The organism is Mariniluteicoccus endophyticus, assembly GCF_054780035.1.
In genome coordinates this window covers 1-12,679 of the sequence record NZ_BAAGXC010000015.1, presented here as the reverse complement: position 1 = coordinate 12,679, position 12,679 = coordinate 1, and the positions used below count along the sequence as shown (strand labels likewise).

Here is a 12,679-nt window from a genome sequence, read left to right as displayed (position 1 = left end):
ATCATGATGATCTGGATCCACCTGCTGGTGGTGCTCGCCGCCATCTACATCGGCGCCCGCATCGGCGGCATCGGCGTCGGCTATGCCGGGGGCATCGGTGTGCTCGTCCTCGGTCTCCTCGGCGCGAAGGTCCAGACGTTCTGGATCGACAAGTCGAACCCGGCCAGCCCGAGCCTGAAGCTCGACATCCCCGTCGACGTCATCACGATCATCATGGCGGTGATCGCGGCGATCGCGGCCATGCAGGTGGCGGGAGGCCTTGACTATCTCGTGCACCTGGCAGACGTGATCCTGCGCAAGAACCCGAAGGGTCTGATGTTTCTGGCCCCGGCCATCACCTACCTGATGACGTGGATGGCCGGCACCGGCCACACCGCGTTCTCGACCATGCCGGTCATCACGGAGGTCGCGAAGGAGAACGACATGAAACCTTCGCGGCCACTGGCCGTGGCGGTGGTCGCCTCCCAGATCGCCATCACGGCGTCGCCGATCTCGGCGGCCGTGGTCTACATGTCGTCGCTGCTGTCGAAGCCCCACGGGGACCAGCCGGCCGTCGACTACCTGATGATCCTGCTGGTGACGTTCCTGTCGACGTTCCCGGCGTGCATGATCGGCGCGGCGCTCGTCATGCTGTGGGGCAAGCTCCGCGGCGACGACAAGCTCTCGGGCGACAAGGTCTACGAGGAGCGCAAGGCTGCCGGCCTGGTCCACGTGGCCGACCGCAAGGAGTACGTCGCCCCCAAGGGCGCCAAGTTGTCGGTGGGCCTGTTCTGCCTCGGCCTGGTCGCGGTCATGGCGTACGCCACGGCCATCTCCGACAAGCTGAAGCTCATCAAGAACCCGCCCATGCCGCGCGATGCTGCCATCATCGCGTTCATGCTGGCGACGGCGACGCTCATCGTGCTGCTCTGCAAGGTGAACCCGCCCGAGATCCTCAGCGCGCCGACGTTCAAGGGCGGCATGTCCGCCGCCGTCTGCGTGCTGGGCGTGGCCTGGCTGGGGACGACCTTCGTCAACACCCACATGGCGACGATCATGCGGGTCGCCGGTGACGCGCTGAAGAGCAACTCGTGGCTGCTGGCGGTCGTGATCTTCTTCGCTGCGACGCTGCTGTACTCGCAGGCAGCCACGGCCAAGGCCCTCATGCCGGTCGCCGTGACGCTGGGTGTGAGCAACGTCGGCATCCTGGCCTCGTTCGCGGCCGTGTCAGCGCTGTTCGTCCTCCCGACCTACCCGACGCTGCTCGCGGCGGTCGAGATGGACGACACGGGGTCGACCCGCATCGGCAAGGCGGTGTTCAACCACTCCTTCATCGTCCCGGGCATCCTGATCATCGGGATCGCCGTGCTGCTCGGTTATGCCTTCGGAGCGGTCCTGCTGTAACCCCCACCCGAAGCCCGATCTCCGCACAATCCTTCACACATCGGTCCCGGATCCTCCGATCCGGGACCGATGTCTTCTCCCAGGACATGTACGCCGGCGGCGCCCCGTTGCTTTCCCGCCCGCCGCCGGATCAGGCGGTCGCCCTCACTCCCCCGCGGGACCTCCGGAGAGCGACTGGTTCTCCGGGCCCTCCTGGGCATCTTCCTCGGCGTCCTTGCGCTCGCCGCGGCGCTTGATCGCGCCCATGCCCGGCAGGCCCTGCAGGGCATGGGACAGGTCGGTCACGGCGTCGAGGATGTTGTGGACGTCGGGGCCCACGGTGTCGAGCTGGTCGACGAGCGAGGGCAGTCGGTCGACCAGGTCCTTCATCGCCCTGATCTCCTCGGGCGAGACGCTCGAGACCAGCTCGTCGACGAGCGGGAGCGCCTTGGGCCCCAGGCTCTCGACGGGCACCATCAGCGCCTCGGTGCGGCCGACCAGCTTCTCTGCACGGGCGACGACCTTGTCGGTGCGTACGCGGGTGCGGTCGGCTGCCTCGGCCACGGCGTCGGCGCGCTCGGCGGCGAGCTCGGCCCTGTCGAGGAGGCCCTCGGCGCGGCTCAACAGGTCCTCGGCACGATCGACCATGCCGATGACGCGGGGCACGAGGTCGACAAGGTCGCGGACCTGGTCGGTGCCGTCGGCGAAGCCCTGGCGTACGGTCGTGGCGGCGGCGAGCAGGTCCGTGGGTCCAAGGATGCGCATGTCGACATCCTTCCATCGCCTACGCCTGGGCGACAGGGGCGCGTATCTCCATCCCTCATGAAACTCTGCCGGAGGACATCGACGAGTCGTACGAGCACCCGAAGGACCTGAACCGCCAGCGCGAGGAACTACGCCTGAGGCCGTCGGCGGGGCGTGCCAGATCATCGAAAAGTTCGCTCCTGCGGACCCGATCGGGAGGGCCAGGGGCAATTTTCGGATGATTCGGCACGGTCACCCTGCTCGAGCGATGACCAGGGCCTCGCGGATCCACCGGATCACCCGGTTCGGCTGGGAGTGAATCATGTCGGGCGTGACCCGCAGGATCTGCCAGCCCTGGGCGGCCAGCTCGTTGTGGCGGTGACGGTCCTTCTCGAAGGCAGGACGTGGAGGTCCCGTTCCGGCATCGACCACGGGTTGTTGCGCACCTCCCGTGCGATCCGCCGCATGGTCTGGACACCCCAGCTCCCGTTGAGCGCAGCAGCGGCCTCCTCGAGCTCTCGTGGCTGCACGCGCCGTCGAAACAGCGCGCGGCAGGCGAAGTCGGGCCCCTCGGCCCCGGCGACCTGGAGCACCGCCAGCGCAGGGCTGCAGTGCGGGAAGGGCACTCGCCGCACGAGGTCTGGCGGGAAGGCGGTCTGGGTCACGGAGAGCCAGGAGCGGGACAGCTGCCACCTCCGGCTCGAGGCGATCGTGAGTGTGGAAGGCCACTGTCCTCTTGTCACGTGGAGTGCGGCTGCGGACCTTCCCGTGACGACTGCCCGGGGGTCATAGGCGCAGACGGCCTGTGCGCGGATGACCGGGTCCTCCTCGGCGCCCGCCCGGGCGAAGACGCCGGGGAGCACGGCGACGAGGTTGCCCGCTCTGACCTGACGGGTGATGCGTCCACGGTTCTTGTCGTTGCGGCGGATGACCGGCGCACCAGCCATGAGCATGTCGAGGTCCATGCCTTCACAGATGCCTGCGGGCGCCCGCGAACGGTCACCGAACGATGCGTCCTGTGGAGGGATTTGCCCACGCTGTGTCACCGGGTGTGTGGACAGCGGCCTGCCGAATCAGCGGAAGTCCGTGCCGAATCAGCAGGAAGTTGCCTTCAGATGCTCTGGAGCGGCGCGCCGGGCAGAACTTTTCGCTGATTCGGCACGCTCGCCGTCACTTGAGCGCCGACTTGGACTTCCACTCATCGTAGGAGATGTCCCACTCGCTCCAGCCGTTGCCGAACTCGAGCTTGCGGTCGGAGCCGGTGAACACCACGGGGTCGCCGATCTGGGCCGACTCGTACAGCGCGTACATCTGGCCCTCGCTGAGGCCGACGCAGCCGTGGGAGGCGTTGCGCTTGCCGAAGTTGCCCTCGTTCCACGGCGCGGAGTGGATGAACTCGCCCGACTGGGTGACTCGCAGCGCGTACGCCACCTTCACCGAGTAGCCCTCGGACGAGTCGCGGCTGATGCCGGTCGTCTCGGACTCCATCTTGATGTTCTCGGCCTTCTCCATGACGACCTTGGTTCCGGAGCGGGTGGTGAACCCCTCCTTGCCGGCGGTCATCGGATAGGTCCTCGGCGACTGGTTCTCGATCTCCCACGAGATGGTGTGGTTGGCGATGTCGACCTTGCCCACCTGCTTGCGGCCGATCTTGAGCTTCAGGGTGCGCGACTCCTGGCCGTAGAGACCGTCGCCGGCGTTGACGCCGTTGAGGTTGGCGTCGAGCGAGACCTCCGTGCCCGGCTGCCAGTAGTCCTTGGGGCGCCAGTGGACGGTCTTGTCGTCCATCCAGCCCCACGAGCCCTCCTGTGCGGGGACGGAGGTGACCTTCATGTTGCGCTCGAACTCGGCCTTGTTGGAGACGGGGTGGTCGAACTGGACCACCACGGGCTGGGCGACACCGAACGGACCGCCCTGGACGGGGGTCAGCGTCGGGAAGACCTCCTTCGACCGGGGCAGCGACATCGTCGTGAACTGGACCTTCTCGGTCTTCTGGGAGCCGTCGGCGCCCTTTCCGGACGCCGTCACGGTGTAGGTCGCTCCGGGGTCGAGGCGCGTGCCGGCCACCCAGGCCCCCTTGTCGTTGACGCCACCGGTGATGTTGGGCACCGTGCTCTTGCCCGACGCCGTCGACGTCACCTTCACGTCGCCGATCGTGCCGAACTGGGGCGTGACGGTGATCTGGGTGTCGACGGGAACGTTCTTGGCGCCGTTCGCGACGTTCATCGTGATCGCGAACGGGCCCGACGGCGCGGGGGTCGGGGTGGGTGTTGGCGTCGGGGTCTCAGCCGCTGGCGTGACGCTGGCCTCGGGGGCCTGGACCGCGGGACTCTCGCCCGCAGTCGGCGTGGTCGGGCTGGCCCCGCACGCCGTCAGCGCCAACGCGGCTCCGGCCGCGGCCCACCTCGAGATCTTCGCCATTAGTCCCCCCGTCGCTCAAGTCCTCGTTCAAGGGTGCCATGCAGGAGCCACAGTTCCCGTGCGCTCGCCGTCACGATCGTGTTCCAACCGCGCACGACCGCCCCTGAGCGGGCGGGGACCCCGGTCCTGGTCGGGGCACGCCCCGAATGCTCAGGCGGGCGTACGCGGGAACGACGCGGCCCCGGATCTGTGACGGATCCGGGGCCGAGGTCGGTCAGTCGATCACTCAGGGTCGAGCTCGAGCAGGGCCTGGCCGCCCTGGACGGCTTCGCCGGCCTCGACGTGGATGACCTTGACCTTGCCGGCCTTGGGCGCGGTGATCTCGGTCTCCATCTTCATGGCCTCGAGGACGACCAGCACCTGGCCGGACTGGATCTCGGCGCCCTCCTCGACGAGGATGCGGGCCACCGAGCCGGCGAGCGGGGCGACGACGGCGTTGGCGGTGGCGGCCGGCACAGCGGCGGTGGTCGGCGCGGCCGGGGTCTGTCCCCCGCCGGCGAACCCGCCGAGGACGATCGACCCGAGGCCGGGCTTCGTCTCCTCCTCGACCTCGACGTCGACCGTGTAGGCCTTGCCGTTGACGGTCACTTTGAGCTTCATCTGTGGGTCTCCTGGGTCAGCGCGAGTGCGGAACGGTACGGCTCTGGACGGCGGCGCGACCCTGCTGGGTCCACGGGCTCGACGTACGGCGGAAGTGGACGGCCTTCACCTTGGCGCGGTGGCCGAGGTATGCCGACACGGCCGCCGAGATCGCCATGATGACGTCCTCGTCGATCTCCGCGTCGGAGCGCGCCTTGATGTCGGCCAGCTCGGTCTCGACGGACTCGAGCCTGGCCGACAGCTGCTTGACCAGCGCCAGCAGCTCCTGCGTCGTGGTTCCGGACTCGCTCATGCCGGCCCCAGACCGTGCTTCTTGGTCGGGCGGACCTCACGCTTGGCCGCAAGGATCTCGAGCGCCATCGCGACCTCGCGCCGCGTGTCGGCCGGGTCGATGATGTCGTCGACCAGACCGCGGGAGGCGGCCATGAACGGCGTCGAGAAGGTCTCGCGGTAGAGGTCGACGAGCTCGGCACGCTTGGCGTCCTTGTCGTCGGCGGCCTCGATCTCCTTCTTGAACACGATGTTCGCGGCGCCGTCGGCACCCATCACCGCGATCTCGGCCGTCGGCCACGCGAACACCCGGTCGGCGCCGAGGTCCTTGGAGCACATGGCGAGGTAGGCGCCGCCGTAAGACTTGCGGAGCACGACGGTGATCTTCGGGACGGTGGCCGCGGAGTACGCGTACAGCATCTTCGCGCCGTGGCGGATGATGCCGCCGTGCTCCTGGGCCACGCCCGGCAGGAACCCGGGCACGTCGACGAGCGTCAGCAGCGGGATGTTGAACGCGTTGCAGAAGCGGACGAACTTCGAGCCCTTGTCGGAGGAGTTGATGTCGAGCACGCCCGACATGACCTGCGGCTGGTTCGCCACGACGCCGACGGTGCGTCCGGTGATGCGGGCGAAGCCGACGACGAGGTTCTGGGCGTAGCCCGCCTGGACCTCCAAGAAGTCGCCGTGGTCGACGATGCCGGCGATGACCTCGCGTACGTCGTAGCCCTTCTTGCCGTCGACGGGGACGATGTCGCGCAGCGACTCGTTGGGTTCGACGACGTCGTCGGGCTCGACGATGGGCGGGTCCTCGGTGTTGTTCTGGGGCAGGAACGACAGCAGCTTCTTGGCGATGAGCGCGGCCTGCTCGTCGTCGTCGGCCACGAAGTGGACGACACCCGACTTGGTCATGTGGGCGTCGGCGCCGCCGAGGTCGTCGGCGGTGACCTGCTCGCCCGTGACCGACTTGATCACGTTCGGGCCGGTGATGAACATCTGGGCCCGGCGGGTCTGGATGATGAAGTCGGTGAGCGCCGGGGAGTACGCGGCGCCACCGGCGCACGGGCCGGCGATGATCGACACCTGCGGGACGACGCCCGACAGCAGCACGTTGTTGTAGAACACGCGGCCGTAGCCGGACAGCGAGTCGATGCCCTCCTGGACGCGCGCGCCGCCGGAGTCGTTGATGAACACGAACGGCGTGCCCGTGGTCAGCGACGCCTTCATCATGGCGACGACCTTGTTGGACTGGGTCTCGCCTGCCGAGCCGCCCATGACGGTGAAGTCCTGTGAGGCGACGTGGACCGGGCGGCCGAGGACCGCACCGGAGCCGGTGACGACGCCGTCGGCGGGGGCGACGGCCTTGTCCATGCCGAAGTGGGTCGTGCGGTGCTTGGAGAACATGCCGGTCTCTTGGAACGTGCCCTCGTCCAGGAGGTCGGCGACGCGTTCGCGCGCGGTGCGCTTGCCCTGCTCGTGCTGCTTCTCGATGCGCTTCTCGCCGCCACCGAGCTCAACGGACTTCTTGGCCTCGGCGAGCTGCTCGAGGCGCTGCTTCATGGAAGGAAGTTCAGTCATCGGGTCTCTCCTCAGGCCGGCTCGACCGAGACGGTGGACGTGCGGTCACCGACGGTGACCTTGTATTTGATCGGTTCGCGGACGGCCTTGTCCTCGCCGGCGGCGCGGGCGCGGTCGGCCTCGACCTGCTCGGGCGTCTTGCCGACGTTCATCGGGCCCTCGGAGCGGGTGGCGAAGAACTTCGGGGCGACGCCGGGGAACATGGCGTTGGTGAGGACGTCCTCGTCGGAGCCGTTGAAGCCCTCGAGCTTGGCTGCCTCGTCCTTCAGGCCCCCCCACTCGGGTTCGAGCAGGTCGGCAGGACGCTGGGAGATCGGCTCCTTCTTCGTCTGCTCCTGGGCCTTGGCGATGACCTCGGCGTTGCGCTCGCCGGGGCACTCGCCGTAGTAGCCGAGCATCAGGTCGGCGAACTCGCCGGTGAGGACCTTGTAGCGGCCCATGAGCACGTTGAACACGGCCTGAGTGCCGACGATCTGGGACGACGGGGTGACCAGCGGCGGGAAGCCGGCGTCCTCGCGTACGCGCGGCACCTCCTCCATGACCTCCTTGACGCGGTCGCCCGCGCCCTGGGCCTTGAGCTGGGACTCCATGTTCGTGATCATGCCGCCGGGGATCTGCGACTTGAAGATGTCGGTGTCGACGCCGGTGATGGCCGACTCGAACTGCTTGTAGCGCGGGCGGATCTCGGCGAAGTGGTCGCGGATCTTCTCGAGGCGGTCCATCTCGAGGTCGGTCTCGTAGCCGGTGCCCTCGAGCATCTCGACGAGCGACTCGGTGGGGTTGTGGCCCGGACCGAGCGACATGGACGAGATGGCGGTGTCGACGACGTCGGCGCCGGCCTCGATGGCCTTCATCAGCGACACCAGCGTCACGCCGGTGGTGGCGTGGCAGTGCACGTTGACCTGGACGTCGCCGTAGGTGTCCTTGATCGCCTTGACGATGTCGTACGCCGGCTGGGGCTTCAACAGCGCGGCCATGTCCTTGAGCGCGAGCGACTCCGCACCCATGTCGAGGAGCTGGCCGGCAAGCTTCACGTAGCCCTCGGTGGTGTGCAGCGGCGAGACAGTGTAGCAGATCGTGCCCTGTGCGTGCTTGCCGGTCTTCTTGACTGCCTGCATGGCCTGGGCCATGTTGCGCGGGTCGTTGAGGGCGTCGAACACGCGGAAGACGTCCATGCCGTTCTCGGCGGACTTCTCGACGAAGCGCTCGACAACGCCGTCCTCGTAGTGGCGATAGCCGAGCAGGTTTTGGCCGCGCAGCAGCATCTGCAGGCGGCTGTTCGGCAGCAGCTCACGGAACGTCCGCAGGCGCTCCCACGGGTCCTCGTTCAGGAAGCGGATGCACGCGTCGAACGTCGCACCACCCCAGCACTCGACGCTCCAATATCCGGCCTGGTCGATCTCTTCACAGATGCCGACCATGTCCTCCATCGCCATGCGGGTGGCCATGAGGGACTGGTGGGCGTCGCGCAAGGCGACCTCGGTGACACCAATCTTGCGTGGGCTCATGGCTCTATCCAAGCAAAGGGGCGCAGCGGTCACGCGGGGCCCCCACCCCCCATGTCTGACCAATTGGTTTGGGCGTAGGCTCCCATCGGACCACAGCACCCGTGCCGCCCCGGCGAGCCCCGGGGGTCACTCAGCCGCCGAGGTGGAGGCGTACGAACTCGTCATAGGGCACGGGCCGACCGATGCCGTACCCCTGACCGAAGTCGACGCCGAGGTCACGGACGACCTCCAGCGCGGCGCGGTCGACGATGTGCTCGGCCATGGTCGTCTTGTCGAGCTCGCGCGCGACGCCGACCAACGAACGCACGATGGCCCGGTCGACGGGCGAGCTGACGATGTCTGTGATGAATTGGCCGTCGATCTTGATGTGGGAGAACGGGAGCTGTTTGAGGTAGTCGAAGGACGCGGCGCCCGACCCGAAGTCGTCCAGGGCGATGTCGACGCCCCGGCGCAGCAGGCACGTGGCCAGAGCGCGCGCCTGGTCCATGTCGGCGACGACCATGGTCTCGGTGAGCTCGAGGACGAACCGGCCGGGGGCCGGGGGCGCGCGTCGAGGAGGTCGGACAGGAGCGACTCGAAATCCGGGCTGCTGACCGACGGCCCGGAGACGTTGGCGGCGAGGACGAAGCCGGGCGACAGGGCGACGAACTGCTCGAGCAGGCGCAGTGCCTCCGCGGATGACCTCGGTGTCGAGGGCGTCCTCCAGGCGGCACTGCATGGTGAGGCGCTGCCCCATGCGAGGTCTGGACCCACAGGTCGGGTCGTGCAGCGCGAAGCGGTTCCGGCCGCCCTCCTTGGCGTCGTACATCAGCATGTCGGCGAGCACCAGCGGGTCCGTGCCGTCCCTGCGCGCGCCGGCCAGGGTCACCGCGCCGACGCTGGCGGTGACGCGGCGCTGCTCGGCGCCCAGGCGCGACGTGGTCTCGCGTGCGCTCGCGACGAGCCCAGGTAGAACAGGCCGGTACCCGCCCAGTCGGCCATCGCGTCGCCACCTAGACTCCCTCCTGTTCCGTGGCGGCCGACCGCGGCCCGTCACCGAGGAGGACCATGCGTGGACTGTTCGACCTCGTCGACCTTCAGGACTTCAACCGGCAGGTCGCCGAAGGCCTCAAGCCTGAGGACCCCGTGAACCACATAGAGGTTGTGGTCGCCTCCCAGCGCACCAAGCTGTCGTTCGTCGCACGTCCCAACCCGGAGCGGCGGGGCGACGCGGCCTACCACGGGATCCACCCCCGCATCAGCCACAAGACCATCCAGGACTTCCTCCTGCTCGGCGCAGCTCGTGACGCCGAGGCCTTCTGGCACGGAGTCCAACGTCTCGCCGCGCAGGATCCCCGGTGGTGGCCCGGGAGTCTCGAGGGCAAGCCCTGCAACATGGACATCGGAGTCAAGAGTCCCGGGAGCACCCCGGACACGCTCGAGGTCGACTTCCTCGGCCGCGCACTGCTGCGGATGGCCTCGAGGTTCGGCTGGAAACTGGCCTGCAGCGCCGGAGCTGAAGCACTCGAAGCCTGTTTCGCCCACTATCCGGAGATCTATCCTCGCCGGGACTCGAGCTACGCCTTTCGCCACGACGGCCAGCACGTGACACTCCTGGGCTTCGCCGACGCGCGTGCTCAGGATCTTCTGGACGAACACTTCCGCCTCCACGTGACCCCCGACGGCACGCTCCGCCTCGCCCCCGCCGACGAGACCGGCTACCTGCCTTCCCTGTTGTGGGACTGGACCGCAGCCAAGCAGGTCTCGGACGGGCTCGCCGGAGCAATCCGGGGAGGTTTCGCACTCCAGCACGGATCGATCTACTACTCCGGCGTGATGACCCGGATGGAGGAGATCAAGCTGGACAATGACCATCCCGAGTCCCACGACGTCGAGTACGTCATCTGCAGGGTCGGTCGCACCACGTACGCCACCGTCGACGCCTTCGACAACCCGGACATCCTGAACCACCCCTACTTCTCGCACGGCGACCCGGACGACACCGTGGCCGTACGCCAGCTCGCCTTCGACCGGCACGAGGACGAGGTCCAGGCGGCCCACCTCTACGGATCGCCCCGCACCTACCCGAACCAGTCGGCGTTCGAGCACGGCAGGGTGGAGGAGATAAACGAGTATCTGAAGAACAGCTGGAACAGCCACACGATCGCGGTGTCAGGCAATCTCGAGACGCGCGACGGCCACCTGCTGATCGGCCGACGGGCGGCCGGGTCGATCGACGGCGGCACTCTCTACTGCTCGGTGAATGGCCAGACGGAGTTCCGCGATCCGCACGTCGACTTCTACTACGACTCCGTGTACGAGGACTACCCCACCATGGAGTTCCACAGCAACCTTCGCGTGGACTTCACCGAGGAGCTCAGCCGCGAGTGCCAGGCAGAACTCGGGTTCGCGACCTTCCGAGCGAACTGGGACTACCTCGGCATGTCGTTCCTCGGCCGAAACAATGGCGACGCGACCCCGTCCCAGATCGCCAATCGACGGATGCACTTCAACGTGCTGGCCCACAACAGGCTGGACACGACGTTCGAGGAGATCCAGGAGTCGCATCTCCAGGCCACCGAGTCGTTCGAAAACCACAGCATCGAGGGCCTGAGGATCCTCCCCTACGACACCCGCCGCGACCTCGCCCTCGCACGCCTGCACAAGGTCGTCGACTGGGGCTCGAAAAACCTCGACCTGATCGCCACCATCACCCTCCTTGGGACGATCGTTGCGTCAGCTGCCACGAAGAAGAACGCCCCGACCGTGGACCTTCACCCTCGAACGGTGGCGGTCATCCTCTCGCTCGCGCTGCTGTTCAAGTTCGCAGGCTGGTTCAAGCGGCGCCATATGCGGAGGCTGGTCCGACACGCAGTCCTCGTGAAGTCTCACCTTCCAGGCGAGAGCATGATCCATGTCATTCTTCGGCGAGCGTCCCGCGCTCGCTCCGGCGCCACCGATCAAGTCCATGCCATTGGGCAGATCATGATCCCGCTCCATGCCCTCGCACGCTTCGCAGCCCAAGTCCCCCTCCCCAACCCCTCGGCGCAGCAACGGCAAGGCGCCGCGCCCTAACCAAGGCGAAGCCATGAAGCGATGCCTCGCGGTCGCGGTGACGACTGCCGTGCTTGTTGCACTGACGGCATGGTGGATCCTTACCCCTGGTCGCGCCCCACCGCGACCCACGGACGCGAACCTCGTACTCGCCTCCTCTGGAGGAATGGTCGCATCTCCCTCATCCGCCCCCACCCCTCAGGCTCTTCTACCCAACGTGCGGATGCTATCGCGCATCTTGCGACCACAGACTCGACGCCGCCTCAGATCGTGATCCACCCATGGGAGGGCCTGACAACCGGATCCCTGCTGACGCTGCTGGGCGGCAAGCCTCCGCGAGTCCTTCCTCGCTCCCTCGCAACTGCTCTCGTTCGGTCAGCGCATATGGCTAGCAAGGTGCGTCCGGCATTGGCAGCCAATGCCCGCCGCGTCGAGATGGTTTGAATGGGGCAGAGACAGGCAAGTTCATGGCTGACCACCCAAGGGTGGTACCTCCGGCGTCCTGCGACGTGCTCATCAATCAACCTCAGCGGGAACGCTCTCGCACGCTGGTTGTGACATCAACGGCGTCGATGATCGACCAATTCAATCGGGATTAATTTACGGCAGCGGCCACAGACCATCTATACGACTCATGGATTCCACTTCTACCAAGGCGCCCCCTTGGGGAACTGGGTCGCACAGTTCCCCGCTGAGTTCCTTCTCGGTTTCGTGACCGACATACTTATCACCATCAACAACGAAGACGCCCGGACTGCTCGTCGATTCATCCCCACTAAAGAGCAGCGGCATGTGCACGGGGTAGGCGTGGACCTCGAGCGGTTCGCCGTTCCATCTTCTGAAGAGAAAAAGGCCCTCAAGGATTCCTTGGGCATGACTGGCTGTCAGATCATAATTTGCGTCGCCGAATTGAACGAGAACAAGAACCAACCCATCTCATCGCGGCCATGCCCGCCATCATCTCCAAAGTGCCACACGCGCGGCTCCTATTGGTCGGGCGCGGCGACCGTCTGCCGCAGTTGCGCGCCCATGCGGAGGAAACCAGAGTCGCTAATCATGTTCATTTCCCGGGGTATCGCGCAGATGTCCCGGATTTGATGGCTCTTCACAGATGACGGTGTAGTTCGGTTCTGAATCCTCCGGTGTCCAGTAGGGCGCGGATGACG

The 12,679-nt window shown here is 67.0% G+C and carries 11 protein-coding genes; 3 read left to right on the top strand and 8 right to left on the bottom strand.

Features of this window, described 5'->3' with window-relative positions; translation table 11 throughout:
- Positions 1 to 3 precede the first annotated feature (3 nt).
- On the top strand, positions 4 to 1,383 hold the full coding sequence (locus ACYVGD_RS04720; protein ID WP_460741838.1) for an anaerobic C4-dicarboxylate transporter: 1,380 nt from the start codon (positions 4 to 6) through the stop codon (positions 1,381 to 1,383).
- 144 nt (positions 1,384 to 1,527) lie between these two features.
- Here the strand turns inward: ACYVGD_RS04720 and ACYVGD_RS04715 are convergent, their stop codons facing one another.
- The 8 genes from ACYVGD_RS04715 to ACYVGD_RS04680 form a co-directional block, all read right to left on the bottom strand.
- A complete protein-coding gene (locus tag ACYVGD_RS04715; protein ID WP_460741837.1) occupies positions 1,528 to 2,127 on the bottom strand; it encodes a hypothetical protein in 600 nt (199 codons plus the stop codon).
- Between the two features lie 299 nt (positions 2,128 to 2,426).
- A complete protein-coding gene (locus tag ACYVGD_RS04710) occupies positions 2,427 to 3,071 on the bottom strand; it encodes a hypothetical protein (protein ID WP_460741836.1) in 645 nt (214 codons plus the stop codon).
- A 205-nt stretch (positions 3,072 to 3,276) separates the two neighbouring features.
- Entirely contained in the window at positions 3,277 to 4,527 is a 1,251-nt protein-coding gene (locus ACYVGD_RS04705) for a L,D-transpeptidase (RefSeq protein WP_460741835.1), read from the bottom strand.
- A gap of 222 nt (positions 4,528 to 4,749) precedes the next feature.
- A complete protein-coding gene (locus tag ACYVGD_RS04700) occupies positions 4,750 to 5,127 on the bottom strand; it encodes a biotin/lipoyl-containing protein (RefSeq protein ID WP_460741834.1) in 378 nt (125 codons plus the stop codon).
- 16 nt (positions 5,128 to 5,143) lie between these two features.
- A complete protein-coding gene (locus ACYVGD_RS04695) occupies positions 5,144 to 5,419 on the bottom strand; it encodes a hypothetical protein (protein WP_460741833.1) in 276 nt (91 codons plus the stop codon).
- Positions 5,416 to 6,972, bottom strand: a complete 1,557-nt coding sequence (locus ACYVGD_RS04690; RefSeq protein ID WP_460741832.1) for an acyl-CoA carboxylase subunit beta — start codon at positions 6,970 to 6,972, stop codon at positions 5,416 to 5,418. Before ACYVGD_RS04690 ends, ACYVGD_RS04695 begins: the two co-directional genes overlap by 4 nt.
- Positions 6,973 to 6,983: 11 nt before the next feature.
- The gene (locus ACYVGD_RS04685; protein WP_460741831.1) at positions 6,984 to 8,480 is read right to left on the bottom strand and encodes a methylmalonyl-CoA carboxytransferase subunit 5S; all 1,497 of its coding nucleotides are present in this window, start codon (positions 8,478 to 8,480) and stop codon (positions 6,984 to 6,986) included.
- 130 nt (positions 8,481 to 8,610) lie between these two features.
- Positions 8,611 to 9,348, bottom strand: coding sequence for an EAL domain-containing protein (locus tag ACYVGD_RS04680; protein ID WP_460741830.1), 738 nt, complete (start codon positions 9,346 to 9,348; stop codon positions 8,611 to 8,613).
- Between the two features lie 179 nt (positions 9,349 to 9,527).
- On the opposite strand from ACYVGD_RS04680, the gene ACYVGD_RS04675 reads away from it, so the two are divergent.
- Positions 9,528 to 11,534 (top strand): hypothetical protein, encoded by a 2,007-nt coding sequence (locus ACYVGD_RS04675; protein ID WP_460741829.1) that lies wholly within the window; start codon positions 9,528 to 9,530, stop codon positions 11,532 to 11,534.
- A gap of 875 nt (positions 11,535 to 12,409) precedes the next feature.
- Positions 12,410 to 12,628: a glycosyltransferase family 4 protein gene (locus ACYVGD_RS04670; protein ID WP_460741828.1), complete on the top strand. Its 219-nt coding sequence runs from the start codon at positions 12,410 to 12,412 to the stop codon at positions 12,626 to 12,628.
- Positions 12,629 to 12,679: the final 51 nt, after the last annotated feature.